Genomic DNA, 26,733 nt, shown 5'->3' on the forward strand with positions numbered 1-26,733 from the left:
CCACGGAGGCCGTCCACACGGCCGGTCAGCGCCGGATCTTGACCTTCTTGGACGAGCCCGTGACGCTGACGGCCGCCTTGGTCGTGGGCTTCTTGCGGATCACCTTCAATCCCTTCTTGGTGACCGTGACCTTGACCTTCTTCGTCGCCCCCGCAGGGATTGCGTAGGCCTTGGCCTTGGTGATCGTCTTGCCCTTGGCCCGCACGCTCAACTGGCCGGCGCACGGCGCCGCGCTGACGCACTTGACGCGGAAGGTGAGCCGCTTGCGCTTCATCGCCACCCCGCTCTTGGGCGCCTTCACCTTGGCCACTCCGGTCCCGGTCCCGGCCAGGACATAGCGCGCCACGCCGTTCTCGAAGGGGTAGAGGGTGCCGGCCACGTAGAGAACGCGGCCGGGCCCGAACCCAAGACCCTGGATGTCCCGCATGGCGACGCCGGCGCGCTTCGTCGTCGCGGTCATGGTGCCGACATAGGCGCCGTCGAGCCGGAAGGCCTGGACCCGGTTCGTCACATCGGAGGCGACGACGAGCCCGTCGTCGCGCACCTCGAGGTCGCGTGGCCCACCCACGAACTGTCCCGGGCCGGAGCCGGACTGGCCGAAGCTGCGCAGGAAACCACCCTCGGCGCTGAACACCGAGATCCGATCGTTCCCGAAGTCACCGACGACCACGCTGCCATCCGGAGCCACGTCGAGTGCCCACGGACTGTCCAGCTGCCCGGGCCCGGCACCGGAGCCACCGAAAGCCTTGTACCGGGACCCGTCGGCATTGAAGATCACGACCTGGTCGGTGGTCGGACTCGCCACATAGGTGCGACCGTTGGGCGCCAGACCGATGCCTCCCGCGCTCTCGCCCGGCGCCATGCCATAGCGGCGCAGGAAGGACCCGGCCGGGCTGTACACCATGACCCCGGGTGTGCCCGACGACAGACCGGCATAGTCGGAGATGCGGAGATTGCCCGCGCCATCCACCGTCATGTCCCCGGTGGGTCCCTCCGGAATCTTCCAGGACGCCTGCAGGCCGCCACCGGCGTCGTAGGCTCGGACCACGCTGCCGTCGTCGCCGGTCCCGCCGATGAGGAACACCCGGCCGCTCGCGTCGACCGCCACCGAGTCGGGCACCTCGGACGCGTTGGTGGAGTAGAGCCACTCCCGCTCGTACGCGTACCCGATCGCTGCCGGGTCGGCCAGGGCCGCCGGCGGCACCGCCACCGGCACGACGCCCACCACGAGCCCCGCGACCACACCCATACCCATCCGTCGAGAAAATTGCATGTCTTCCCCCTGTTCCCAGGATCTTGTCCCGGGTCTGTCTGCTCGGTCGCCGTCTTCCCCCTTCTGTCCGTCGTCAACCTTCCGTCCGTCACCAGTCGCGGCCCGGGCACGCCGTTGCAACCGACGGCGTCGCCGCCACAGCACTAGGCTGGTCGCGATGAGCACGCGCACCCCCCTCCGCCCCGTGCCCGAGCACCAGCGCCACGTCGCCACCCTCCTCGCCGCCGGCCGTGGGCCCGACCGGCCCTGGCCCACGGAGACGGTGCCGCTCGACCGGGCCCGCGGGCGGGTGCTGGGCGAGCCGGTGATCGCGCCCGAGCCGCTGCCGGCGTTCGACAACTCCGGCATGGACGGGTACGCCGTCCGCGCGGCCGAGGTCGCGTCCGCGACCTCCGGCACGCCGGTCCGGCTACCGGTCGGCGAGGACATTCCCGCGGGTGCGCCCGTGGGCGAGCTGGTGCCCGGCACGGTCCGCCGGATCATGACAGGTGCCGCCGTCCCCATGGGTGCCGATGCCGTGGTCGAGGTCGAGGTGACCGACGGGGGGACGGAGACGGTCGAGATCCGGGAGGCCCGCCCGGTCGGGCGCTTCGTGCGCACCGCCGGCTCCGACGTCGCCGCCGGGGCGCAGGTGCTGGCCGCCGGGACGACGCTCGGGCCGGCCCAGCTCGGCGTGCTCGCCGCGTTCGGCATCCACGACGTCGTCGTACGACGCCGGCCACGGGTGCTGATCGTGTCGACCGGCTCCGAGCTCGCCGAGGATCCCGCTCCCGGCTCCGGCCAGATCCGCGACGCCAACGGGGCGTTGCTCGCCGCGGCGGTCGAGGAGTCCGGCGGCGTCGCGGTGCGCAAGCTGTGGGTCGAGGACGACGTCCCCACCTTCCTCGCGCTCCTCGACGGCGAGCTGGCCGCGGGCGACGTCGACCTGGTGATCACCTCGGGCGGCGTCAGCGCCGGCGCCTACGAGGTGGTCAAGGACGGGCTCGGCCCGCGGGGGATCGAGTTCGTCAAGGTCGCGATGCAGCCAGGGATGCCACAGGGCTCCGGGCTCGTCGACGGCGTCCCGGTGGTCTGCCTGCCCGGGAACCCCGTCAGCGCGCTCACCTCGTGGGAGGTCTTCGTGCGCCCGGCGCTCCGCCTGGCGTTCGGACACCCCCGGCCGCAGCGCTCGGTGGTCCGCGCGACGCTCACCGAGCCCCTGGAGCCACTGCGCGGCAAGCGGCAGCTGCGCCGGGCCCGGCTCGACCGCATCACCGGGACCGTGCGGCCGTGGGGCCCCCCGGGCTCCGGCTTCCTGGGCTGGTTCGCCGGCGCCGACGCCCTGATCGACCTGCCCGCGGACGGCGCTCTCCTCGCCGCTGGCGACACGGTGGAGGTGTGGGACCTGACGTCGGACTAGTTCCGACTAGGGCGACAGCGCCGGACTCGATAGGTTCGGGTCATGGTCGGACGCATCCCCGTGATCGACGTCGAGCCGGTCCTCGCGGCCGGCACCAGCCACCCCGGGTCGGGCGATCGCCTCCCGGTCAAGGCAAGTCTGGGTGAGCCCTTCCCGGTCAGCGCGACCGTGTTCCGCGAGGGACACGACCGCCTCGGCGCCGAGGTCGTCCTCCTCACCCCCGACGGCGTACGACGACCTCCGGTGCGGATGAGCCCGCTCCCGCCACGCGACCGGCACGCGGTCGACCGCTACGAGGCCTGGGTCGCCGCCGACGCCGAGGGCGCGTGGTCCTTCGAGATCCACGCCTGGTCCGACCCGATCGCCACGTGGGAGCACGCAGCGGGCATCAAGGTCCGCGCCGGCATGGACGTCGAGCTGATGTTCGCCGAGGGCCGGCTGCTGCTCGACCGCGTCCTCGCGGCCGGCGGTCTCGGCAAGGCCGAGAAGGCCACGCTCCGGGCCGCGATCACCGCCGCCGGCGACACGGCGCGACCGGCGGAGGCGCGGCTCGCCCAGCTCGAGTCGCCCGAGCTCGCCGCGGTGCTCACCGCCCACCCGCTGCGCGACCTGCTCACCGTCGAGGGCCCGTTCCCGGTGTTCGTCGACCGCTCGCGCGCCCTCTTCGGCAGCTGGTACGAGCTGTTCCCCCGCTCCGAGGGCGCGACCTACGACCCCGCCACCGGCGAGGTCGTCAGCGGCACCTTCCGCACGGCCGCGGAGCGCCTGCCCGCGGTCGCGGCGATGGGCTTCGACGTGGTCTACCTGCCGCCGATCCACCCGATCGGGGAGGTCAACCGCAAGGGTCCCAACAACGCCGTGCTGCCCGAGGGCGAGCCCGCGCCCCCGGACTGGAAGGGCTCCCCCTGGGCGATCGGGAGCAAGGACGGCGGCCACGACGCCGTGCACCCCGACCTCGGCACGATCAAGGACTTCGACGCCTTCGTGACCGCAGCCAAGGCACTCGACCTCGAGGTCGCGCTCGACCTCGCCCTCCAGTGCGCGCCGGACCATCCCTGGGTCGCCGCGCACCCGGAGTGGTTCACCACCCGCGCCGACGGGACGATCGCCTACGCGGAGAACCCGCCGAAGAAGTACCAGGACATCTACCCGGTCAACTTCGACAACGACCCCGCCGGCATCTCCGCCGAGGTGCTGCGTGTCGTGCGGCACTGGATGGCCCACGGCGTGCGGATCTTCCGCGTCGACAACCCGCACACCAAGCCGGTCGCGTTCTGGCAGTGGCTGCTGGCCGAGGTCCGCCGCACGGATCCCGATGTGCTCTTCCTGGCCGAGGCGTTCACCAAGCCGCCGATGCTGCAGACCCTCGGCGCGATCGGGTTCCACCAGTCCTACACGTACTTCACCTGGCGCACCGAGAAGGTCGACGTCGAGGACTACCTGCGCGAGGTGTCCCAGGAGTCCGCGCACCGGATCCGGCCGAACTTCTTCGTCAACACCCCCGACATCCTCCACGAGTTCCTCCAGTACGGCGGCCCGGCCGCCTTCCGGATCCGAGCCGTGCTCGCGTCGATGGCCTCGCCCTCGTGGGGCATGTACGCCGGCTACGAGCTCGGCGAGCACGTCGCGGTGCGCCCGGGCAGCGAGGAGTACCTCGACTCGGAGAAGTACCAGATCCGGGTCCGGGACTGGGCGAGCGCGGCCAGCACTGCCAACGGCAACGGGCTGGCGTCGTACGTCACCCGGCTCAACGCGATCCGGCGCGCCCACCCGGCGCTGCAGCTGCTGCGCAACCTGCGGCTGCACCGGGCCGAGGACGACCACGTCGTGTGCTGGTCCAAGACGGCCGCCCTCCCCGACGGGTCCAGTGACCGGGTGGTCGTGGTGCTCAGCCTGGACCCCCACCAGGTCCGCGAGTCCACCGTCCACCTCGACCTGGCCGCGCTCGGCCTGGAGCCCGGCACCTCGTTCACCGTCCGCGACGAGCTCAGCGGCAGCGAGTGGACCTGGGGCGAGCACAACTACGTCCGGCTCGATCCCGCGCAGCCGGCGCACATCCTGAGCGTGAAGGAGCACCTGTGAGCACCCCTGCGACCACTGTGCTCAACGAGGAGCCGGAGTGGTTCCGGACCGCGGTCTTCTACGAGGTCCTGGTCCGCTCCTTCCGCGACTCGAACGCCGACGGCACCGGCGACTTCCAGGGCCTGACCGAGAAGCTCGACTACCTGCAGTGGCTGGGCGTCGACTGCCTCTGGGTGCCGCCGTTCTTCACCTCGCCGCTGCGCGACGGCGGCTACGACGTCGCCGACTACACCGACATCCTCCCGGAGTGCGGCACCGTCGAGGACTTCCACGCCTTCCTCGACGCCGCCCACGAGCGCGGGATCCGGGTGATCATCGACTTCGTCATGAACCACACGAGTGACGCGCATCCGTGGTTCCAGGCCTCCCGCGCCGACCCGGACGGCCCGTACGGCGACTTCTACGTCTGGTCCGACACCGACGAGCTCTACCAGGACGCGCGGATCATCTTCGTCGACACCGAGCCGTCCAACTGGACCTACGACCAGGTGCGCGGCCAGTACTTCTGGCACCGGTTCTTCCACCACCAGCCGGACCTCAACTTCGACAACCCCCGGGTCCGCGACGCGATGCTCGAGGCGATGGCGTTCTGGCTCGACATGGGGCTCGACGGCTTCCGGCTCGACGCGGTGCCGTACCTCTACGAGCGGCCCGGCACCAACGGGGAGAACCTCCCCGAGACGCACGCGTTCCTCAAGGAGGTGCGGCGCTTCGTCGACGACAACTACCCGGGCCGGGTCCTGCTGTGCGAGGCGAACCAGTGGCCGAGCAACGTCGTGGAGTACTTCGGCCCCGAGGAGGACGAGGCCGGGGAGCTCGTCGGCACGGAGTGCCACATGGCCTTCCACTTCCCGGTGATGCCGCGCATCTTCATGGCGGTGCGCCGCGAGTCGCGGTTCCCGATCTCCGAGATCATGGACCAGACGCCGGACATCCCGGCGGGCTGCCAGTGGGGCATCTTCCTGCGCAACCACGACGAGCTGACGCTCGAGATGGTGACCGACGAGGACCGCGACTACATGTGGGGCGAGTACGCCAAGGACCCCCGCATGAAGGCCAACATCGGCATCCGGCGGCGGCTCGCGCCGCTGCTCGACAACGACACCAACCAGATCGAGCTGTTCACCGCGCTGCTGCTGTCGCTGCCCGGCTCCCCCGTGCTCTACTACGGCGACGAGATCGGGATGGGCGACAACATCTGGCTCGGCGACCGCGACGGCGTCCGCACTCCGATGCAGTGGACACCCGACCGCAATGCGGGATTCTCCTCGGCCACGCCCGGCAAGCTGCACCTGCCGACGATCCAGGACCCGGTCTACGGCTACCAGAGCGTCAACGTCGAGGCCCAGCTGGAGAATCCCTCGTCGCTGCTGCACTGGACCCGCCGGATGATCCACATCCGGCGCCAGCACGACGCGTTCGGGCTCGGCACCTTCGTCGACCTCGGCGGCTCGAACCCGACCGTGCTGTCGTACGTCCGCGAGCACGCCGACGACGACGTCATCCTCTGCGTCAACAACCTCTCCCGCTTCCCCCAGCCCGTGGAGCTGGACCTGCGGCGCTTCGAGGGACGCATCCCGGTGGAGCTGCTGGGCGGTGTCCCGTTCCCCCGGATCGGCGAGCTCCCGTATCTCCTGACGCTCAGCGGGCACGGCTTCTACTGGTTCCGGTTGACGGATCCGGAGACGACAGGGAGGCCGGTGCTGTGAGCCCAGCCAAGGTCACCGAGTTCCTCGCCCCGTTCCTCGAGCGCAGCCGCTGGTTCGGCGGCAAGGGACGCGCGTTCGCCGTCACGGGCACCCGGGAGCTGCTGCGGCTGGGGACGGCGCCGGAGCTCGTGCTGCTGCTGGTCGAGGTGACCTACCACGACACGGGCGACCGGGATCTCTACCAGGTCCCCCTCGCCCTGTACGACGAGCCGCAGGACCGGCTCGAGCACGCCCTGGTCGGCCGCTGGCCCGCCGCGGACCCGGGCGGTGGACCCGGCGGTGGACCCGGCGGTGGACCGGGTGGGGACTCCGGGGAGGACGGGCGACCGGCGTACGACGCCCCCAACGACCGTGTTGCGATGGCCCACCTGCTGCGGGCCTTCGGCGAGCGGCCGGGCTTCGTGCGGCTGCCCGGGCACGAGCTCGACCTCGACGCGCCGGGCAGCCTGTTCAGCGGCGAGCAGTCGAACTCGTCGGTGCTGTTCGGCGAGGACTCCGTGCTCAAGCTGTTCCGCAAGGTGACGCCCGGCGAGAACCCCGACATCACCACGCACCGGGTGCTCACGGAGGTCGGGTCGCCGCACATCGCCCAGCTCTACGGCTGGATCGAGATCGAGGACCTCCAGCTCGGGATGCTCCAGCAGTTCCTGCGCACCGCCAGCGACGGCTGGGACCTCGCGTTGGCCAGCGTCCGCGACCTGTTCGCCGAGGCCGACCTGCACGCTGAGGAGGTCGGCGGCGACTTCGCCAGTGAGGCGGCCCGGCTCGGCACCGCCCTCGCCGACGTGCACGGCCAGCTGCGTGTGTCCTTCCCGACGGGCGAGCTGCCCGGCGCCTCCCTGGCCACGGCGATGACCGCGCGGCTCGACGCCGCGGTCGCGGTCGTCCCCGAGCTCGCGGAGTACGCCGACGCCGCACGCTCGCTCTTCCGCGCGGTGGCCGACCTCGGCGACGTACCCGTCCAGCGGATCCACGGCGACCTCCACCTCGGCCAGACCCTGCGCACGGTGCTCGGCTGGAAGCTCGTCGACTTCGAGGGCGAGCCCGCCAAGCCCCTCGCCGAGCGGCTCCTGCCCGACTCCCCCTGGCGCGACGTCGCCGGCATGCTGCGCTCCTTCGACTACGCGCCGCACGCCGTGGCCGAGTCGATGCCCGAGGAGGACCCCGACGTGCTGCACCAGCGCGGCGTCCGGGCCGACGAGTGGGCCCGCCGCAACCGCAGGGCGTTCCTGGCCGCCTATCTGGGCGGCGAGCCCCTCTGGCCCGCCGCGCGCGCGCTGCTGACCGCGTATGTCATCGACAAGGCGGTCTACGAGTGCGTCTACGAGGCCCGCAACCGCCCGACCTGGCTGCCGATCCCGCTCGCGGGCGTGGCCCGGCTGACCACCGGCTGAGTCGGGTGGCTGAGGGTGAGCCATGGACCACCCTCACTCACCCAACTCAGCACAGGCAGCCGCTACAGCAGCTCGACCGGCTCCCGGTCGCCGACACCGGACACCGCGCAGTCGCGGTCCTCGACGGCGCAGTGCCAGGCCCAGCACAGCTGCCCGGCGCCGACACCGACCAGCGCCGCGACGGCGAAGCCGAGCGCCGAGTGCCCGATGACGGGCACGATGGCGACGGCCGTGACGGCGTTGAGGACGAGGGTGATGAAGGTGGCCATCGACACCACCGCGCCGCGGCGGGCGGGGAAGCGGTCGAGCAGCATCAGCTGGAAGGTCGGGTAGGCGATGCCGTTGCCGAGCGCGATGAGCGAGACGCCGACGACGGCCCACGGCATCCGGTCGCCGAGCGAGGTCGCGGCGACGACCACACCCACGACCCCACCCACGAACGAGGTGGTGCATCCCCAGGAGATCAGACGACGGGCGGAGATCCGCCCGGCGGCGCGGCCGCACAGCCAGGAGCCGATCATCATGGCGCCGATCATCGGGACGAACAGCTTCCAGAAGTCGAGCTCACCCTGCCCGAGCACGTCGACGACGAAGACCGCGGCGCCGCCGATGTAGAGGAACTGGGCGCCGAAGACGAGGGCGGTCGCCCAGCCGAGGCGGTGGAAGGCGCCCTCGCGCGCCACCTGGACGAGGCCGCCGAGGACGGCGCCGACGCGCAGCGGCACCCGGCGCTCACGCGGATGGGTCTCGGGCAGCAGGAAGACGACGGCCAGGACCAGCAGCACGCCGACACCGGCCTGGAAGGCGAAGATCAGCGGCCACGGGCCCACCTGGAGCAGTACGCCGCCGAGGAGCGGGCCGACCGCGGGCGCGAGACCGAAGATGACCGCGACCCGGCTCATCAGCCGCTGCGCCTGCGGGCCGTCGAAGAGGTCGCGGATCACGGTCCGGCTCACGATGGTGGCGCCGCCGGCGCTCAGGCCCTGCAGGGCCCGGAAGACGAGGAGCAGCGGGAGGCTGTCCGCCAGGGCGCATCCCAGCGACGCCAGCACGTACAACACGATCCCGGCCACCATCACCGGCCGGCGCCCGAGCGCGTCGGAGAGCGGGCCGTGGAACACGCTCATCAGCGCGAACGATCCGAGGTAGACGGTGACGATCAGCTGGAGCGCCTCGGTCCCCGCCCCCAGCTCCCGGCCCATCTCCGGGAACGCGGGGAACGGGGTGTCGATGCTGAACGGACCGATCATCGAGAGCGCCGCCAGGACCCCCGGGACGAGGACGGCGTATCTCCAGCTGATGCGTTCACTCACTCGCGCATCATTCCCTACCGACTAGACTCACCGAGATGCCGCCTGTAGAGCGCAGCACGTCCGGATCGACGCTCGGAGACGTCGACCTCCACCTGATCGCGGAGGGTCGGCACGAACTCCTGTGGCACGCCCTCGGTGCCCACGTCCACGACGGCGATGCGGCCGGCCACGAGGCCGGGACCAGCTTCGTCGTCTGGGCGCCCGGCGCCCGCAACGTCAGCGTCGTCGGCGACTTCAACGGCTGGGACGGCAACGCCCACCGGATGACGGCCGTCGGCTCCGGTCTGTGGGAGGCCTTCGTCATCGGCGCGGCGTCCGGCGACTCCTACAAGTACGTCGTCGAGGGCGCCGACGGGATCTGGCGCCACAAGGCCGACCCGATGGCCTTCCATGCAGAGGTGCCGCCGGCGACCGCCTCCCGGGTCTTCACCAGCAGCCACGTGTGGCAGGACGACGCCTGGCTCGCCGCCCGCGCGGGCCGGCAACCGGTGCAGGAGCCGATGGCGACGTACGAGCTCCACCTCGGCTCCTGGAAGCGGCACCCCGACGGCTCGTTCTGGTCGTACGACGAGCTCGCCGCCGACCTGCCGGCGTACCTCGCCGACCTCGGGTTCACCCACGTCGAGCTGATGCCGGTCATGCAGCATCCGTTCGGCGGCTCGTGGGGCTATCACGTCACCAGCTACTTCGCGCCGGACGCGCGCTTCGGCGACCCCGACGGCTTCCGGCGCCTCGTCGACGCGCTGCACGCCGCCGGCATCGCGGTGATCCTCGACTGGGTGCCGGGCCACTTCGCCACCGACGAGTGGGCGCTGGTCCGCTTCGACGGCACGCCGCTCTACGAGCACCCGGACCCGCGGCGCGGCTGGCACCCCGAGTGGGGCTCCCACATCTTCGACTTCGGCCGGCCCGAGGTCCGCAACTTCCTGGTGGCCAACGCGCTGTACTGGCTCGAGGAGTTCCACGCCGACGGCCTGCGCGTCGACGGCGTCGCGTCGATGCTCTACCTCGACTACGGCCGCAAGGACGGCGAATGGACCCCCAACCGGCACGGCGGTCACGAGCATCTCGAGGCCGTGCAGTTCCTGCAGGAGCTCAACGCCACGGCCTACAAGCGGGTGCCCGGCATCGTGACCATCGCCGAGGAGTCGACCGCCTGGCCGGGGGTCACCGGGGCGACCTCGGGCGGCGGGCTCGGGTTCGGGTTCAAGTGGAACATGGGCTGGATGCACGACAGCCTGCGCTATCTCGCGCACGATCCCGTGCACCGCGCCTACCACCACGGGGAGATGGCGTTCTCGCTCGTCTACGCCTTCTCCGAGAACTACGTGCTCCCCCTCAGCCACGACGAGGTCGTCCACGGCAAGGGCTCGCTGGTGCGCAAGATGCCGGGCGACCGCTGGCAGCAGCTGGCCAACCTGCGGGCCTATCTCGCCTACATGTGGGCCCACCCCGGCAAGCAGCTGGTGATGATGGGCACCGAGCTGGCCCAGGAGACGGAGTGGGCCGAGGCCCGCGAGCTCGACTGGTGGCTGCTGGCCAGGCCCGACCACGTCGGCGTGCGCGACTTCGTCCGCGACCTCAACGCCCGCTACCGCGAGGAGCCGGCCCTGTGGCGGCTCGACAACGACCCGGCCGGGTTCGCCTGGATCGACGCCCAGGACGCCGGCCACAACGTCTTCTCCTTCGTCCGCCGCGCCGGCGACGCCGGCACGGCGGACCTGGTCTGCGTCACCAACTTCGCCGCGGTCCCCCACGACTACCGACTCGGCCTCCCGGTCGCCGGCGACTGGGTCGAGCTGCTCAACACCGACGCGTCGGCGTACGGCGGCAGCGGGGTCGGCAACCTCGGGACGATCCACGCCCGCGCCGCCGGCCCGATGGAGTCCGGCGCGCCTGGCGGCAGCCCCGCGTACGCCGATCTCGTGGTGCCCCCTCTCGCCACCTTGTGGTTGCGAGCACCCGTAGGGTGACCCCGTGCCCGCGTCCGAGCCCGAGATCAGTCACTGGACGGTCGACGACGGCATCGCCCGGCTGACCTGGACCTCGGACCTGACCGAGCGCGGCTGGCAGGCCGCCGTGGACGTCGTACGACGCCAGGTGGCCGCCGCCCTCACCGACCACGAGCGCGTCGAGATCAAGGTCGCGATCGACGACACCGAGGCACAGCGGATCGCGACCTGGTCGGGGATGCGGCGCGAGGGCGTGCAGCGGGGACGGGCTGGCGACGTGGTCGTCTACGCCCGGCTGGTCGACGACACCCCGGTGCACGAGCCGGGCGGCTTCCGGGCGCTGCTCAACTCGTTCCTGCCGCGCAAGCGCGGGATCGGGCAGATGCTGATCCGCGACGGTGACGCGGCCGGGGCCGGTGGCTCCGAGCCGCGGGTGCTCATGTGCAACCTGACATACAAGACCGACTGGGACCTGCCCGGTGGCGTGGTCGAGGTCGGCGAGTCCCCACGCGTCGCCGTCGTCCGCGAGGTCGAGGAGGAGCTCGATCTCACCATCGAGGCCGGGCCCCTCCTGCTCACCGACTGGCTGCCGCCGTGGGGCGGCTGGGACGACGCGCTGTGCCTGGTCTTCGACGGTGGCGTGCACCCCGCCTCGATCGTGCAGCAGGTCGTCCCCCAGGCCCGTGAGATCAAGACCGCCGACTTCCTCACCCTCGCCGAGGTCGACGAGCGCGCGGCCGACTTCACCGCCCGGCGGGTGCGCGCTGCTCTGGCGAGCCTGGCCGGGACGGGTCCGGCGTACACCGAGTCGGGTCGCTGACGCTCACCCGCGCGCGCCGTTGGGCGACGAGCACCCCGAGCACCAGGACCGCGCCGCCGACCAGCTCACCGCCCGACGGCACCTCGTCGAGGAGCAGCCACGCCGAGCCGATGGCGACGGGCGGGACGAGCAGGATCCACGGGACGACGGCGGCCGAGGTGTTGCGCGAGAGCAGGGTGTTGAAGATCCCGTAGCCGACCAGCGAGGCCAGCCCGGCGGTGTAGAGCGTCGAGATCCCGGCCCGCCAGCCGAAGGCATCCATCCCGTCCACGACGGCGGCCGGACCGTCCACGACGAGGGAGAGCAGCACCAGCGGGACGGGGACGACGAGCGCGGACCACACGGTCAGCGACAGCCCGCCGGTGGCGCCCGAGGCGCGCGAGACGACGTTGCCGATCGCCCACATCAGGGCGGCTGTGAGGCACAGCCCCAGGGCCACGGCGGGGACGTGCCCACCCCGACCGACCCCGACCACGACCAGACCGAGCGCACCGAGCACGACGCCGAGGACCTGGGGACGGGTCGGCCGCTCGCGCAGCACCCCGGCGGCCAGCACGATCGTCAGCACCACCTGCGCCTGGAGCACCAGCCCGGCCAGCCCGGGCGGCATCCCGGCGTCCATCGCGACGTACAGGAAGGCGAACTGGCCGAGCGACATGAACAGGCCGACCGCCGCCACCGTGTGCCAGGGCACGGGCGGCGGGTCGAGCAGGAAGACCGCCGGGAGCACGACGGCGAGGAAGCGCGCGGCGAGGAACAGCAGCGGCGGCACCTCGCCCATGCCCCAGTCGATGACGACGAAGTTGAAGCCCCAGATCACGGCCACGAGGGCGGCGAGGGACTGGTCACGACGGCTCACGCCGTCCAGGATCCCCGGCCCGACGTTGAAGCACCAGCGAATAGAACTGCGTCGAAAGATGTACCGTCGCTGCATGATCGATCTGGCTGCGCTCGCCGGGCTCCGCGCCGTCGCCACCCACGGCTCCGTGGTCGGCGCGGCGGCCGCGACGGGCTACACCCCGAGCGCCATCTCCCAGCAGGTCAAGCGGCTGGAGCGGCAGACCGGCGTCCCGCTGCTCGACCGGGTCGGGCGCGGCGTGATGCTGACCAGCCACGGACAGCATCTCGTCGACGCGGGCGAGCAGGTCCTCGCCGACCTCGAGCAGCTCGAGGCGAGCCTGCAGCAGCGGGCCGGCGTCGTCGCCGGCCGGATCCGGCTGGCCGCCTTCTCCACCGCCGTGCGCGGGCTGGTCGCCCCCATCGCCCGCAGCCTGCGCGACGCCCACCCCGGCCTCGCCCTGACGCTGCGCGAGGCGGAGCCCTGGGACGTCGTCGAGCTGGTCGCCAGCGGCCAGGTCGAGCTCGGCATCGTGCACCGCTGGGGCGGGGTCCCGCTCGCCGTGCCCGACCACGTCGCCGCCACTCCCCTGCCCGGCGACGTCGCCGACCTGATCGTGCACCGTGACGATCCGCTGGCCCGGCGCAGCCGGGTCACGCCGCACGACCTCCTCGACGTCGGCTGGATCGCCACGCCTGAGAGCACGATCTGCCGCCAGTGGCTCTCGCGGATGTACGACGGCACCGGCCGCCCGCCACGGATCGCCCACGTCTCGGCGGAGTTCGAGTCGCACCTCGCCCTGGTCCGCGCGGGGCTCGGCGTCGCCCTGATCCCCCGCATGGGACGCGCCGCGCTCGGCGACGACCTGGTCGCCGTACCGGTGGCGGATCCGGAGCCGGTCCGGCTCATCGACGCCCTGCACCGGCGCACCATGGCCGACTCGCCCGCGGTCCGCGCGGTGCTGGCGGCGTTCGCCCGGATCTGATCCACGCACCTACCGAAATGGTCGTCAGAGCGGCCGATTCTCTACAAATCGGTAGGTGAACCGCCGTGCAGCGCCTCCCGGGCGAGGTACGTCGCCCCCGCGACGGCCGCGGGCATCACCAGGATGCCGCCGAGCGGGATGAGGAAGCAGGCCTGGACGCACACGCCGAAGCCGAGCATCGCGCCGCGGTGCCGGCGCATCAGCGCGGCGCGGGCGGCCCGGTCCATGCCGCGCGCCTCGAGCGGGCGGGAGACGAGCTCGCCGGCGAGCAGGCGCCCGGCGACGACCAGGCCGAGCGCGGCACCGACGACCGTGCCGATCACGGGCAGCAGTCCGATCACGAAGACCCCGATCGCGGTGAGCACGCCGCACCCGACGAGCACCAGCCCGTCGATCGCGCCGCGGACCCAGCCGACGCCACGGTCCGGGACGTCGCCGCCGAGCGAGAGCTCGACCTCCTTCCAGATCTTCTCGTAGAAGGGATCGCCGACCGCGAGGGTGAGGCCGGTGAAGGTGACGATGGCGAGCATGACGGCGCCGGCCAGCACCAGGAGGTAGAGCGCGCCTCGGAACAGCCCGCGGACCGCCTCGTCCCAGTCGTCGGCGAACGGGGTCGCCCAGCCGACCAGGTCGTCGGTGACGAAGATCAGGGTGATCAGCAGCGCCGTCACCACGACGCCCACGACCACGGCAGGAACGATCCCCAGCAACATCAGCCGTGGGCGCTCCCGCCACAGCCGCAGTCCGCGGAGCAGGAAGCCGGCCCCCCGGCCGAATCCCATGTCAGCGCCCCGCCGGGTCAGGCCGGCCGGCAGCGTGGCGCACGGCCGCGCAGCGGCACGGCGCGCTGCCCGCGGGCCGAGCGGAGCGAGGTCCGTGCGGCGAGCGGCGTCTGCGACACGCTCGGCCCATCATGATCAGAACAGGGCAGACGCGAGGGCCTGACGGCCCTTGAGCACCCGTGGGTCGTCGTTGCCGACGGCGCCGAACAGGCCGACCAGGTGCTCGCGGACCCGGTCACGGTCCTTGCCGGCCGTGCGACGGACCAGCTCGACGAGCCGGGCGAAGGCGTCCTCGACGTGGCCGCCGAGCATGTCCAGGTCGGCGACCATGGTCTGCGCGTCGATGTCGTCGGGGTTCGCGGCCGCCGCGGCCCGCGCCGCGTTGAGATCGACGCCCTGGGTCCGCTGCAGCACCTTGGCCATGGCCAGGCCCGCGGCGGCCTCGTGGTCGACGGGGTTGGCGTCGACGAGCTTCTGGTACTCCGCCACGGCGCCGTCGATGTCGCCGGCCGCGAGCGCGTCCTGGGCGGGAAGGTAGCGCGGGTCGACGTCGGGCTCCTCGCCCTCGGCCACCTCGCCACCGGGAGCGGCACCGAAGGCGTTGGGCTGGTGTCGGCCGGCGATGCCCTGGGCGGTCAGCTGCTGGGCGAGCTGGTTGAACAGGGCCCGGATGTCGTCGATGGGCGCCGCACCGGGGATCGGCTGCGTCGCCGGGCGGCCGTCGAGCAGGACCAGCATCAGCGGCACCTGCGGGATCTGCATCGCCTGCGCGATCTGCGGCACCGCGTCCACGTCGATCGTCGCCGCGAGGAACCGGCCGTCGTACTCGTCGGCGACGGTCGCCACGTCGAGCGCGAGCTGCGCGCTCTCCGGCGACTGCGACGGCGAGGTGAAGACCAGGACGACCGGCGCGGTCATCGACGCCTCGAGCACGGACTGGAAGTTGGCCTCGTCCACCGCGACCGAGTACGCCGACGTGGAACCACCGCCACCACCGGCCGGTGCCCCCGGTGCGCCGCCCGCGGGAGGCGGGGTCCGCTTGAGGGCGGACAGGTCGATCGCGCCGGGACGGGAGAACGGCTGCTGCGTCATGGACGCAATCCTACGAAAGCGACCTGGCCGGTCTCACCCGGAGGGGATGAGGGCGGACCGGCTCGCGCGAGCCGCGGTCGCGACCTCACCGATAGCCGAGGTCCGAGGCGCAGGCATGCGAGGCGTCCTGCAGGACCTGGACGATCCGCGGGAGGGCGTCCCGGGCGTAGCGCACACTCGGCATCGAGACGCACACGCCGGCGATGGCCTCGCCGTCCGCCGAGCGCAGCGGTACGCCGACCGCGACGATGCCGCGCTCCGAGCGCCCTCGGTTGACGGCGAACCCGGCCCGGCGGATCCGGGCCAGCTCGGCGCCGAGCCTCGCCAGATCGGGCCGGTCCTCCGGGTCCTCGTCGGCGAAGACCGACGGGAGCTCCTCGGACGCGAGCTCGGCCAGCAGCAACAGCCCCGCCGAGGTGCGATGGACGGGGAAGACCATGCCCTCCCGCGAGCTGACACGGAGGGCCCGATCGCACTCCACGCTCGCGATGCAGCGGGACGTGGCCCCGGCGCGGATGAAGAGGTTGGCCGACTCCTCCAGATCCCGGACCACCTGGCGAAGGTGCGGGAAGGCCGCCTCGCGCATCCGCGCGGTGAGCGAGCGCGAGTGCTCCGGCAGCCGCAGGACGGGTCCCACGCGGTAGGTGCGGGTCTCGTCCTGGACCGCGAAGTCCCGGTAGACCAGCATCGCCAGCAGGCGGTGCGCCGTCGACCGGGCCACTCCCAACCTCGCCGCGACCTGGGTGACGCTCACCTCGCCCTCCATCTGCAGCATCACCGCGACCCGGAGCGCATGGTCGACGCTGGAGACCGCGTAGGGCGGCGGGGTCCGCATCTCCGGGTCCGACGACAAGGCACACCTCCTGGATCGAGGGACGCCACCAAGTTTCTGCCCAGCAGAACATGGCGACCCAGCTTTCGATCATAGAGAACGATGGCACACATGAGTGCCACTCCCGCCACCACTCCGGTCCGGCTCGCGGCCGTCGCCGGACCCGACCAACCGGAGCCCACGCCCGCCCTGGAACAGCTCTACCGGGGCTTCGAGCAGGAGCTGCTCGTCCCGCTGTGGACCGAGATCGGCGACCTGATGCCCGCCCACCCCCGCAGTCGCGCCGTGCCGCACCTGTGGCGGTGGGACCGGTTGGTCGAGCTGGCCGCCCGGGCCGGTGACCTGGTCCCGGTCGGCCGCGGCGGCGAGCGACGAGCCATCGCGCTCGCCAACCCGGCCCTGGGCGGCCGACCGTTCGCGACCCCGACGCTGTGGGCGGCGATCCAGTACCTGATGCCCGGCGAGGACGCCCCCGAGCACCGGCACACCCAGCACGCCTTCCGGTTCGTCGTCGAGGGTGAAGGCGTGTGGACGGTCGTGGGCGGCGACCCGGTGCCGATGCGCCGCGGTGACTTCCTCCCCCAGGCCGGGTGGAACTGGCACGCCCACCACAACGCCACCGCCGCGCCGATGGCGTGGATCGACGGCCTGGACATCCCCTTCCAGTACGCCACCGAGGCGCAGTTCTTCGAGTTCGGGCGCGAGGAGATCAGTGCCGCCGAGCGCATCGAGCCGGACCGCTCCCGCTCCGAGCGCCTGTGGGGCCACCCGGGTCTGCGCCCGCTCGCGGCGACCGCCCTCAAACCGGGATCGCCGCTGTTGGCCTACAAGTGGGAGTTCACCGACCGCGCCCTGGCCGATCAGCTCGCGATCGAGGACGAGGGGCACGACGCCACCGTCGAGCCCGGCCACGCCGCGGTCAGGTTCACCAACCCGGCCACCGGCGCCGACGTGCTGCCCACCATCCGTGCCGAGATGCACCGCATCGTCCGCGGCGCCGAGACCGCGCCGGTCCGCGAGACCGGGTCGTCGGTCTACCAGGTCTTCGACGGCTCCGGCACGGTCACCGTGGGCGAGCACACCTGGTCGGTCGCCCGCGGCGACCTCTTCGTGGTCCCCTCCTGGCAGCCGTTCTCCGCCCGCTCCGAGGCGGGCCGCACCGACTCCGACACCACCGCCGGCGGTGGCGCCCTCGACCTCTTCCGCTTCTCCGACGCGCCCGTCTTCGCGGCGCTCGGCCTCGACCGCACCCAGAAGGACTCCTGATGAAGCTCGCCACCATCCGCACCGGCTCCGGCACCCGCGCGGTCCGCCTCGACAGGCACGACGGCCGTGACGTGCACGTCGACCTCGGGTACGCCGACCTCGGCGCCTACCTGGCCGCGGGCCCCCCCGAGGCCCCGGTCAACGCCCCCGACGCGGCGACGTACCCCGTCGCGGACGCCGACTTCGCACCCGTCGTACCGAACCCGTCCAAGGTGATCTGCGTCGGGCACAACTACACCAACCACATCAAGGAGATGGGCCGCGACCTGCCCACCCACCCGACCCTGTTCCCCAAGTTCGCCGACACCCTGATCGGCGCGAACGACGACATCGTCAAGCCCGCCGAGACCGACGCCCTCGACTGGGAGGTCGAGCTGGTGGTCGTGATCGGCACGGAGGTCCGGCGCGCGAGCGAGGCCGAGGCGACCGCGGCGATCGCCGGCTTCACCGTCATGAACGACATCTCGGTGCGCGACTGGCAGTTCCGCACCATCGAGTGGACCCAGGGCAAGATCTGGGACTCCTCGACCCCGGTCGGTCCCTACCTGGTCACCCCCGACGAGGTCGGCGGCGTCCGCCCCGCCCTGACCGTGACCACGACGGTCGACGGCCAGGTCATGCAGTCCGACGACACCGGCACCCTGCTCTTCGACCCGGTCCACCTCGTGCGGTACGTGTCCACGATCACCCGCCTCAATCCCGGCGACCTGATCGCCACCGGCACCCCCGCCGGCGTGGGGCACGCCCGCGACCCCCAGGTCTACCTGGTCGGGGGCGAGACCGTGGTCACCGAGATCGACGGCGTGGGCGCCTGCACCAACCGGGTCGTGAAGGAGTGACCAGGACACCGGACGATGCGCTGCGCTGGGCGCGGGCCGGCACAGCGCTCCTCGCCGACGCGATCGCCGGCCTGTCCGAGGCCGACCTCCGTGAGCCGACAGCGCTGCCGGGCTGGACCCGGGCCCACGTCGTGGCCCACCTCGCCGGCAACGCCCGGGCGCTCCACAACCTCGTGTGCTGGGCGGCCACGGGCGAGGAGACCCCGATGTACGGCTCCCCGGGACAGCGGGCCGCCGAGATCGAGGCCGGCAGCCGGCGACCGGTCGGCGACCTGCTGCCGGAGTTCGGTCGCACCGCGAGCGCACTCGACGACGCCATGGCCGGGCTCACCGCCGCCCAGTGGGAGCACGAGGTCGTCACGGCCCAGGGCCGGACGGTGCCGGCGACCGAGATCCCCTGGCTGCGGGCCCGTGAGGTGATGGTGCACGCCGTCGATCTCGACCTCGGGGTCGCCTTCACCGACCTGCCGCTGGACTTCCTGACCGCGCTGGAGGCCGAGGTGAGCCTCCGGCGCGGTCCGGACCTGCCCGCCGTGACCGGCACACTCGCCGAGCGGGTGGCCTGGCTGACCGGCCGGCGCCACCGGATGAGCCAGGTGGGCGGCACACCGGCTCCCGACCTGGGACCGTGGCTGTGACGCGACCGGCCGTGCGTGCCGCACGGGGTTGAGGCGGAGAGGAGACTTGGGTGATGCAGCAGATCGTGGAGTCGCCTGCCTCACCGGGCAACGAGCCGCTCCATCAGTACGGGCGGCTCCGGACCAGTGATCCGGACGAGGCCCAGCACGTCGTCGCCGACGTGTTCGAGCCGCACGTGCTCACCCCTGACCGCTCCACGAGGCTCCAGGCCCGGATGAACGCCGTCCAGAGCGGCGATCTGACGATCGGCTACCTGACCTACGGGCTCGCGGCCGGCATCGACCTGCCCCCCAACGACAGCTGGTACCACATCAACGTCACCCTGCGCGGCGACAGCACGGTGACCCGGTCCGACGGCACCACCACCGCCACGGCGGGCAGACGGAGCGCGGCCGTGCTCCTCCCCCACCACCGGCAGTCCATCGCGTGGAACGCCGACACCGAGCAGATCGCCGTACGCATCCCCCGGGAGGCGCTGGAGTCGCAGGTGGCCACGCTCCTGCAGCGACCGGTGCATGGACCGTTGGACCTGGACCTGTTCGTCGACCTCACCACGCCGGCCGGACGCGGACTGCTCCGGGCGCTGGACTTCGCCATCTCCGAGTGGGACGACGACGGCCTGATCGCGCACCACGTCCTGGCCCGACGGCAGCTGGAGTCCCTGGTGCTCAGCAGCCTCGTGCTGGCCGCGTCCGGCCCCCACCAGGCACTGCTCGACGACGACACCGTGAGCCGACCCGATGTGGTCCGCGCGGTCTGCGACCACATCGACACCTACGCCGCGGATCTCCCCACGCTGGCGGAGCTGGTCACGGTCGCCGGCGTCGGCGCGCGCACCCTGCAGAACCAGTTCCGCGCCGCGACCGGCCGCACCCCGATCCAGTACCTGCGCGAGGAGCGCCTACGACGGGTTCGAGCGGAGCTGGAGGCACCGCCGTCGGCGACCGTGACGGTGACCGATATCGCCACCCGCTGGGGCTTCTACCACCTCGGCCGGTTCTCCTCGACCTACCGGACGACGTTCGGCGAGCTGCCGTCGCAGACGCTCGAACGAGGGCTGCGGGGTCACTCGTCCGTGCGGGAAGCCTGAGCGGCCGATCGTTCCCGACCGGCCGCCCCGCGAGGATCCGCTCCCCAGCCTGAATCCGGCCTCAGCCGAGCACCTGCACCAGGTGCTTGACCTCCTGGAACTCCTCGACCGCGCGATGCCCGTTGAGCCGGCCCAGCCCACTCTGCTTGACGCCACCCTCCTCGAACTGGTCGAGCACGAGTGCCCAGGCGTTCAGCCAGACGGTGCCGGCCTCGAGGGCGTCGGCCATCCGCAGGCCACGCTGGCCGTCGGCGGTCCAGACCGAGGCGGCCAGGCCGTACTCGGTCGCATTGGCCCGCGCCACGGCGTCGGCCTCGTCGGCGAAGACCTCGAAGGTCGCGATCGGTCCGAAGAGCTCGCGCTGGATGAGCGGCGAGCAGAGGTCGGCGACCTCCAGCAGCGCCGGCCGGTAGTAGGCGCCGTCGGCCAGGGCCGGCTCGTCCGGCACCCCGCCGGGGACCAGCACCGTGGCGTCCCCGAGATGCCCGTCGACGAGGGCGACGAGCCGGTCCCGGCCGGCCCGGTCGATCATCGGGCCCATCTGGGACTCCGGGGCGTCCCCGGGACCGACCCGCACCGCCGAGAGCGCCGCCACCAGACGTGAGCGCACCTCGTCGGCGACCCCACGCTGCACCAGCACCCGGCTGCCGGTCATGCAGAACTGGCCGCTGAAGGTGGTGATGCCCGCGACGATGGTGCCGACCGCGCGGTCGAGGTCGGCGTCGTCGAAGACGATCATCGGCGTCTTGCCGCCGAGCTCGAGGGAGACCCGCTTGAGCCGCGGCGCGGCGGCCGCCATGATCTGGCGCCCGACCGCGGTGCTCCCCGTGTAGCTGATCGCGTCCACCTCCGGGGAGTCGACGAGGTGCTTCGCGATGTCGCTGCCCGACTCGGTCAGCACGTTGAGGACACCGGGCGGCAGCGAGGGACACGCCGCCAGGATCTCGGCCAGCCGGGCGTTGACGAGCGCCGTCTGCGCCGCCATCTTCACCACGACCGTGCAGCCCGCGGCCAGGGCCGGGGCGAAGGAGCGCACCGCCAGCACCACCGGGGAGTTCCAGGGCACGATCACCCCGGCCACCCCGACGGGGACGGGGACCAGGGTCGAGAGCACGCCGGGCTTCGCCTGGTCCCCCCGTCCGGTCCCGGTGAGCGCCATCGCGGCGTAGTAGCGCAGCTTCGACGGCGTCAGGCTCAGCTCGAAGTGCGCCTCCGGCAGGATCTTGCCGTTCTCCCGCGCCAGCATCAGCGCCAGCTCGTCGGTGGCGGCCTCGATCGCGTCGGCCATCTCGTTGAGGACCTTCGCCCGGAGCTGGCGGTCGCGCGCCCAGTCGGTGGTGGCGAAGGCGCGCCGCGCCGCCGCGACCGCCTGCTCGCCGAGGGGCAGCTGCGCGTCGTCGTACTCCCCCAGGGCCGATCCGTCGGCGGGTGAGTGGGAGGTGGCCGTGACGCCGGAGGTCAGCCACCGCCCGTCGACCAGATGGGCGGCGGGTGTGTGCTCGAGGGTGAGGCTCATGTCGTGGGGTCCTTTCGGGGTTCGGTGTGCGATTGCGGAGACAGGTCGGCCCGCGGCGCTCGTCGCGCGGCCAGCGGAGCCGGCCCGAGCCGGTCCCCCCGCGGCAGGCCGGCGAGCGCGACGACCTGATCGACCAGGGCGGCGAGATCCGCGCGGACCTCGGCGTCCAGGTCCGGGCCGGCCAGCAGCCGGTCGGGAAGGAACAACGGGCTCGGTGCGGTCAGCGCGCCGAACCAGGCCAGTACGTCGCGCAGGTGGCGCTCGGCCCCCAGCGCGTGCTCAGGTGCGGCCGCCACCGTCAGGATCGCCACGGGACGCGTGCCGAACGCCTCCACCCCGAGCGCGTCGAAGAGCAGCTTGAGCGTGGCCGGGAAGGAGGCCCGGAAGACGGGACTGGCGACCACCACGCCCGACGCCGCGGCGACCTGCTCGGCGGCGTCCTCGGGCCAGGCGGTCGGGGTCAGCGGACTCAGCCGGCTGGCCCGCCAACCGGCCAGGCCGGCCGCGTGGTCCTCGGCCGCCGCCAGGGCGCGCGCCAGCTTCCCCGGCGGCGTCGGGCTGCCGTACACGGTGAGCAGCGTCTTCACCGCGCACCTCCGGCGGCGAGGAAGTCTCCCCGGAAGTAGAGCAGCGGCGCGTCGTCCGCCCCCACCTCCAGGGCACCGACCGCGGCGATCGCCAGCAGGTGGTCGCCGGCGTCGACCTCGCGCACCAGCGCGCACTCGATCCACGCGAGCAGCCCCTCGGGGCGCGGCAGCCCGGTCGCCGAGGGGGCCCAGTCGACGCCACGGAACTTGTCGGGACCACTGCGGGCCAGGGCCCGGGCGAGCTCGTCCTGCCCGGTCGCGAGCACGCCCACCCCGAAGCGACCGTGCCGTCGGATCCGCGGCCAGGTCGTCGAGGTCCGCTGCACGCTCAGCAGCACCTCGGGCGGGTCGAGGGAGAGTGCGGAGAACGCCTGGCAGGTGAAGCCGACCGGTTCGTCGTCGTGGAGCGAGGTGACGACCGTCAGGCCGGTGCAGAAGCGCCCGAGCACGTCCTTGTACGCCGCCGGATCCGAGGCGCCGCCCGAGGCCCACGCTCCGTCGTCGGACCGGATGCCCGCCTCCGGGCCCGGCCGCAGTGCCTCGGCCACCCTCACTCCCGCAGCCCCGCCTCACGCATCAGGGGCATCACGGCCTCGCCGAAGTAGGGCAGCTCCTCGACGTAGTCGAGGAAGCCGACCATCATGCCGCCGATCCCCGCCTGCTCGAGCTCGAGCAGCTGCTCGACGACCTGCTCGGGTGTGCCGATGAGCGGGTAGCCGCCGTAGCCCAGGATGAACCGCTCCTGGAGCGCCTTGACCTTGTCGAAGGAGCCGCTCTCCGAGCCGAGGCCGGCGGAGACCATCTCCGCGACGGCCCAGTCGCCCTTCTCCAGGATGTGGTCGAGGAGCTGCTTGGTCTCCTTCTCGGTGTCGCGGCAGATGATGTTCCCGTAGCCCAGGATGCCGAGGTCGCGCCCCTGGGCCTGGGCGATCCCGCGCACCTGCGCGGCCGTCGTCCGCGCCTCGTCCACGTCGGCGAACGCGATGAAGTTGAAGTCGCACTCCCGCGCGCAGAACTCCAGGCCGGCGGGCGAGTTGCCGGCGTTGACCAGCACCGGCCACGGCTCCTGGATCGGCTTCGGGTCGGACATCGCGTCCTTGATCTCGAAGAACTCGCCGGAGAAGTCGACGCGGTCCTGGGTCCACATCCGCTTGGCGATCTCGATCCACTCCGAGCCGAACCGATACCGGGCGTCGTGCTCGCGCTGGGTGCCGCCGAACATCTCCATCTCCGCCTGGTACCAGCCCATGGTCATGTTGAGTCCGAAGCGGCCACCCGAGATGTGGTCGACGGTGACCGACTCCTTGGCCGCCACGATCGGGTGCTTGGTGGGCAGGTGGGTGGTGGAGAAGACCATGATCTGCTCGGTCGCCTGCGCGATGCCGGCCGCCCACGTGTGGGTCTCGTAGTTCTCGCCGTTGAAGTTCGTGTCGCCGCCCATGCCGCGGTAGCGCGCCACCGGGAGCATCGCCTCGAAGCCGAGCCCGTCAGCGATCTGGGCGATCCGCTGGGTGTGGTCCCAGGTCAGCTCATAGCTGCTCTCGGCGTGGGTCGCCATCAGTCCGTGGCTGCAGTTGGCGCCGAAGATGCCGAGCTTCATCCGGTTCCGGTTGTACATCGCCACGCCACTGGCTCGGCGGGCCTCCACCAACTCCTCGTAGGAGAGATCGGGGCGAACGGTGCTGACGGTCATTGCTTCTCCTCATCTGACGGCGCCCGGCCGGTGGCCTATGACAGCCATCACATTCACTGGGTCGCGCCACAGTAGGAGCGGGTCGTCGCACCGGACTATCCGTCGACGAGCCGTCCGGATAGCCACTTTGCGCAGCCGGGATGAGGTCGTTCGTCAGTTGGGGACACGGGGGCCGCGCAGGCCCGACCGCTGCACCACGCGCTGGATGGCGAGGTCACGCTCGTCGGGGCGCCCGACGTACCGGATGTCGCGCAGGCCCTGCTCCTGGGCGGCGGACTCGAAGCAGAAATGGCCGAAGCCGAGGAGCCGGCCGTGCAGTGGCTTCTTCACCGAGATGTCGAGGATCCGGCTCAACGGCATGGTCGCGAGGCTCTGCGACAGGACCCCGTGCACGCGGAAGACCCGCATGTTCGTGATGACGAAGCGGTCCCGGAGCACGCCCAGGGCGACCCAGCCGGCGCGGGTCAGCAGGATCACCGCGACGATGATGAGGAACCACGCGATCTGGACCGATACGAGCCAGCTCGCGACGAGCAGCACCATCGCAAGCGCGGTCAGCAGGGCGGGTCGGACGTAGGCGAACCAGTGGTGGGTCACCTCGTCGACGACGACCTCGCCCTCGTCGCGCAGCAGGTGCTTGCCGATCTTCGGGTCACCGAGCCGGGCCACGAGGCCGGGGACGGCCCCGGCGACCGCAGGCAGGGAGGGCATGGCGGCCGCTGGTCAGTCCATCGCGCCGACGAAGTCGATGACCCCGTCGAACGCCTGCGTCGTCAGGTCCCAGCCGTTGGTCGCCGCCGACTTCGACGCGTCCGCGAGGCCGGACGGGTCGGTGAACATCCAGAACCCGAGGAACACGATCACCACGAGCGCGATCAGCTTCTTGGCGTCCATGTGCGGGCGTCTCCATCCATGTGCGGGCGTGCCCGCGAGGGCACGGATCCCCACATTCGTACCAAAGGCACCACCTGCCACATGGGAGGCGCGCCCGAGCCATCTCAGCACTGACCCGTCGCGTTTGAACGCGACGGGTCGGCGCAGCTCAGGGGCAGACGGCGGTGCCGAGGCCGTTGGCGAGCGTCGCCTCCGGCGCGCGGCCGCTGCGCAGCCACGCATCGAAGAAGCCGTCCAGGTCGCTCTGGCCCGACACCGTCTCGGCCAGCGCCTGGAACTGCTCCACGGTCGCGTTGCCGTCGTGGTGGTCGGCGACCCAGCGGCGCAGCAGCGCGTCGAAGGCGGCGGCGCCGATCCGGTTGCGCAGGGCGGCGACCACCATCGCGCCCCGGTCGTAGACCGGCTCGGCGAAGATCTGTGCCGGGCCGGGGTTCGAGAGGTCGAGGCGCCAGAACTCGGAGGTCGGGGTGCGGCAGGAGCGGGCCCACATCCGGTCGAGGTACGTCTCGACGCTCACTCCGCCGTGCGCGGCGGCGTACTCCGCCTCCATGTAGGTCGCGAAGCCCTCGTTGAGCCAGATGTCGCGCCAGCGCTGCACGGCCACGCTGTCGCCGAACCACTGGTGGGCCAGCTCGTGGACGACGACGCCGGGATAGATCCAACGCCCGTACGTCGGCCGCGACTGGTTCTCGAGGGCGAAGCCGACGTCGAGGCCGGTGACCAGGCCACCGGTGCTGGCGAACGGGTAGGGCCCCAGCCGGGCCTGCAGCCAGTCGGTGATGCCCGCGGTGCGGGCGAGCGTGCGACGGACCTGGCGGCGCTCCGCGCCCGGGATCGCCTTGGAGACCGCGTTGTAGAACGGGATGCCCGCGGCGGTGGTGCCACGGTCGATGAGATAGGGACCCGCGGCGAAGAACGCGAGGTAGGTCGCCATCGGGTCGGTCATCCGCCAGCGCGTGGTGGCCAGGGCGCCGTTGACCTTGCGGCCGGCGCGCACGCCGTTGCTGACGACCTGCTTGCCCTTCGGCGCGGTGACCCGGATGTCGAAGGTCGCCTTGTCGCTGGGGTGGTCGTTGGACGGGAACCACCACGGCGCCATGTGCGGCTGGTTCATGGCGACGACCTCGGTGCCGTTCGCCAGCCAGTTGCGCTCACCGGCATAGCCGTAGCGCGCCGGCCGCCCGGCGTACTTCACGACGACCTTGAACCGGGCGCCGGCCGCGATCGGCTGCCTCGGCGCGACCCGCAGCTCGTGCTTGCCTGCCCTGCGGAACTTCGCGGCCCGGCCGTCGATGCGCACCGAGGTCGTCGGGAGCAGCAGGTCGAGGGAGAGGCTGCTCAGGTCGGCTGTCGCGGTCATGGTGATCGCGGTGCGGCCGGTGAGCATCCCGCTCGCGAAGTCGTAGCGCACCTTGACGCCGTAGTGCTGGGCATCGGTGCCGCCGTTGCCGTCCTGCGGCCAGTACGGGTCGGTGCCTTCGGCCGCACCGGGGCCCGGCGCGGTGCGCTCGGACCGGTCGGGCTGCTCGGCCCGGGCGACCGGGAGGCCGGACATCGTGGCCAGGCCGGGCAGGCCGACCAGCAGGACGAGGAGCAGGGTCAGCGGGGCGGGGAGACGGCGCACCGGGTCAATGTACGCCGAGGCCGGCGCCGATAAACCAGTTGCCGCGCCGCCCGCGGATCCCGCAGGGTGTCCCTGTCCGTCCGCGTGATCGCGCGGACCCGTCGAGAGGAGCGT

24 protein-coding genes are annotated in these 26,733 nt (G+C 72.2%); 11 read left to right on the forward strand and 13 right to left on the reverse strand.

Annotated features, from left to right (window positions below; all coding sequences use genetic code 11):
• Positions 1-25: 25 nt before the first annotated feature.
• Positions 26-1,255 carry an NHL repeat-containing protein gene (locus tag KVF89_RS07705; RefSeq protein WP_257424650.1) on the reverse strand — a complete coding sequence of 410 codons (1,230 nt, stop codon included), beginning with the start codon at positions 1,253-1,255 and terminating at the stop codon, positions 26-28.
• Between the two features lie 175 nt (positions 1,256-1,430).
• Here KVF89_RS07705 and KVF89_RS07710 point away from each other — a divergent pair, with 175 nt between their 5' ends.
• Genes KVF89_RS07710 through KVF89_RS07725 form a run of 4 tightly spaced genes read left to right on the forward strand, consistent with a single transcriptional unit; the run spans position 1,431 to position 7,857 of the window.
• The gene (locus tag KVF89_RS07710; protein WP_257424651.1) at positions 1,431-2,672 is read left to right on the forward strand and encodes a molybdopterin molybdotransferase MoeA; all 1,242 of its coding nucleotides are present in this window, start codon (positions 1,431-1,433) and stop codon (positions 2,670-2,672) included.
• A gap of 42 nt (positions 2,673-2,714) precedes the next feature.
• Entirely contained in the window at positions 2,715-4,754 is a 2,040-nt protein-coding gene (locus tag KVF89_RS07715) for an alpha-1,4-glucan--maltose-1-phosphate maltosyltransferase (RefSeq protein WP_257424652.1), read from the forward strand.
• A complete protein-coding gene (gene treS / locus KVF89_RS07720) occupies positions 4,751-6,463 on the forward strand; it encodes a maltose alpha-D-glucosyltransferase (RefSeq protein ID WP_257424653.1) in 1,713 nt (570 codons plus the stop codon). Before KVF89_RS07715 ends, treS begins: the two co-directional genes overlap by 4 nt.
• Positions 6,460-7,857: a maltokinase N-terminal cap-like domain-containing protein gene (locus KVF89_RS07725; protein ID WP_257424654.1), complete on the forward strand. Its 1,398-nt coding sequence runs from the start codon at positions 6,460-6,462 to the stop codon at positions 7,855-7,857. The genes treS and KVF89_RS07725 overlap by 4 nt, the downstream gene beginning before the upstream one ends.
• Before the next feature lie 62 nt (positions 7,858-7,919).
• Here KVF89_RS07725 and KVF89_RS07730 read toward each other — a convergent pair whose 3' ends face one another.
• Positions 7,920-9,170, reverse strand: coding sequence for a multidrug effflux MFS transporter (locus KVF89_RS07730; protein ID WP_257424655.1), 1,251 nt, complete (start codon positions 9,168-9,170; stop codon positions 7,920-7,922).
• Between the two features lie 35 nt (positions 9,171-9,205).
• Here KVF89_RS07730 and glgB point away from each other — a divergent pair, with 35 nt between their 5' ends.
• Both glgB and KVF89_RS07740 read left to right on the forward strand, forming a co-directional pair.
• Positions 9,206-11,143, forward strand: a complete 1,938-nt coding sequence (glgB, locus tag KVF89_RS07735) for a 1,4-alpha-glucan branching protein GlgB (RefSeq protein WP_257424656.1) — start codon at positions 9,206-9,208, stop codon at positions 11,141-11,143.
• Positions 11,144-11,147: 4 nt separating this feature from the next.
• The gene (locus KVF89_RS07740) at positions 11,148-11,942 is read left to right on the forward strand and encodes an NUDIX hydrolase (RefSeq protein WP_257424657.1); all 795 of its coding nucleotides are present in this window, start codon (positions 11,148-11,150) and stop codon (positions 11,940-11,942) included.
• On the opposite strand, the gene KVF89_RS07745 is transcribed toward KVF89_RS07740, so the two are convergent.
• The gene (locus tag KVF89_RS07745; protein WP_257424658.1) at positions 11,866-12,801 is read right to left on the reverse strand and encodes an EamA family transporter; all 936 of its coding nucleotides are present in this window, start codon (positions 12,799-12,801) and stop codon (positions 11,866-11,868) included. The two genes, KVF89_RS07740 and KVF89_RS07745, sit on opposite strands and share 77 nt — an antisense overlap.
• Before the next feature lie 73 nt (positions 12,802-12,874).
• Between KVF89_RS07745 and KVF89_RS07750 the strand changes: the two genes are divergently transcribed.
• Entirely contained in the window at positions 12,875-13,765 is an 891-nt protein-coding gene (locus tag KVF89_RS07750) for a LysR family transcriptional regulator (protein ID WP_257424659.1), read from the forward strand.
• A 41-nt stretch (positions 13,766-13,806) separates the two neighbouring features.
• Here KVF89_RS07750 and KVF89_RS07755 read toward each other — a convergent pair whose 3' ends face one another.
• From KVF89_RS07755 to KVF89_RS07765, 3 genes are all read right to left on the reverse strand, one after another.
• Positions 13,807-14,547 (reverse strand): EI24 domain-containing protein, encoded by a 741-nt coding sequence (locus KVF89_RS07755; protein ID WP_257424660.1) that lies wholly within the window; start codon positions 14,545-14,547, stop codon positions 13,807-13,809.
• A 135-nt stretch (positions 14,548-14,682) separates the two neighbouring features.
• Positions 14,683-15,639 (reverse strand): co-chaperone YbbN, encoded by a 957-nt coding sequence (locus KVF89_RS07760; RefSeq protein WP_257424661.1) that lies wholly within the window; start codon positions 15,637-15,639, stop codon positions 14,683-14,685.
• Positions 15,640-15,724: 85 nt separating this feature from the next.
• Complete coding sequence (locus KVF89_RS07765; RefSeq protein ID WP_257424662.1) at positions 15,725-16,492, reverse strand: IclR family transcriptional regulator; 768 nt, start codon at positions 16,490-16,492, stop codon at positions 15,725-15,727.
• Positions 16,493-16,582: 90 nt separating this feature from the next.
• Here KVF89_RS07765 and KVF89_RS07770 point away from each other — a divergent pair, with 90 nt between their 5' ends.
• The 4 genes from KVF89_RS07770 to KVF89_RS07785 are packed head-to-tail and all read left to right on the forward strand — an operon-like array spanning position 16,583 to position 20,305.
• Positions 16,583-17,737: a cupin domain-containing protein gene (locus KVF89_RS07770; RefSeq protein WP_257424663.1), complete on the forward strand. Its 1,155-nt coding sequence runs from the start codon at positions 16,583-16,585 to the stop codon at positions 17,735-17,737.
• A complete protein-coding gene (locus KVF89_RS07775; RefSeq protein WP_257424664.1) occupies positions 17,737-18,576 on the forward strand; it encodes a fumarylacetoacetate hydrolase family protein in 840 nt (279 codons plus the stop codon). The genes KVF89_RS07770 and KVF89_RS07775 overlap by 1 nt, the downstream gene beginning before the upstream one ends.
• Positions 18,573-19,214 (forward strand): maleylpyruvate isomerase family mycothiol-dependent enzyme, encoded by a 642-nt coding sequence (locus KVF89_RS07780; RefSeq protein WP_257424665.1) that lies wholly within the window; start codon positions 18,573-18,575, stop codon positions 19,212-19,214. The genes KVF89_RS07775 and KVF89_RS07780 overlap by 4 nt, the downstream gene beginning before the upstream one ends.
• 53 nt (positions 19,215-19,267) lie before the next feature.
• Complete coding sequence (locus KVF89_RS07785) at positions 19,268-20,305, forward strand: AraC family transcriptional regulator (protein WP_257425248.1); 1,038 nt, start codon at positions 19,268-19,270, stop codon at positions 20,303-20,305.
• Between the two features lie 61 nt (positions 20,306-20,366).
• On the opposite strand, the gene KVF89_RS07790 is transcribed toward KVF89_RS07785, so the two are convergent.
• The 7 genes from KVF89_RS07790 to KVF89_RS07820 form a co-directional block, all read right to left on the reverse strand.
• Positions 20,367-21,821 (reverse strand): aldehyde dehydrogenase family protein, encoded by a 1,455-nt coding sequence (locus tag KVF89_RS07790; protein ID WP_257424666.1) that lies wholly within the window; start codon positions 21,819-21,821, stop codon positions 20,367-20,369.
• Entirely contained in the window at positions 21,818-22,408 is a 591-nt protein-coding gene (locus KVF89_RS07795) for an NADPH-dependent FMN reductase (RefSeq protein WP_257424667.1), read from the reverse strand. The genes KVF89_RS07790 and KVF89_RS07795 overlap by 4 nt, the downstream gene beginning before the upstream one ends.
• A complete protein-coding gene (locus KVF89_RS07800; RefSeq protein ID WP_257424668.1) occupies positions 22,405-22,956 on the reverse strand; it encodes a flavin reductase family protein in 552 nt (183 codons plus the stop codon). The genes KVF89_RS07795 and KVF89_RS07800 overlap by 4 nt, the downstream gene beginning before the upstream one ends.
• Before the next feature lie 2 nt (positions 22,957-22,958).
• Positions 22,959-24,101 (reverse strand): LLM class flavin-dependent oxidoreductase, encoded by a 1,143-nt coding sequence (locus KVF89_RS07805; protein ID WP_257424669.1) that lies wholly within the window; start codon positions 24,099-24,101, stop codon positions 22,959-22,961.
• Positions 24,102-24,254: 153 nt separating this feature from the next.
• The gene (locus KVF89_RS07810) at positions 24,255-24,812 is read right to left on the reverse strand and encodes a PH domain-containing protein (protein ID WP_257424670.1); all 558 of its coding nucleotides are present in this window, start codon (positions 24,810-24,812) and stop codon (positions 24,255-24,257) included.
• A gap of 12 nt (positions 24,813-24,824) precedes the next feature.
• The gene (locus KVF89_RS07815; RefSeq protein WP_257424671.1) at positions 24,825-24,995 is read right to left on the reverse strand and encodes a hypothetical protein; all 171 of its coding nucleotides are present in this window, start codon (positions 24,993-24,995) and stop codon (positions 24,825-24,827) included.
• 148 nt (positions 24,996-25,143) lie between these two features.
• Positions 25,144-26,619, reverse strand: coding sequence for a M1 family metallopeptidase (locus KVF89_RS07820; RefSeq protein WP_257424672.1), 1,476 nt, complete (start codon positions 26,617-26,619; stop codon positions 25,144-25,146).
• Positions 26,620-26,733: the final 114 nt, after the last annotated feature.

The sequence above is a fragment of the Nocardioides carbamazepini genome, assembly GCF_024614185.1.
In the GTDB taxonomy this organism is placed as follows: Bacteria; Actinomycetota; Actinomycetes; order Propionibacteriales; family Nocardioidaceae; genus Nocardioides; species Nocardioides carbamazepini.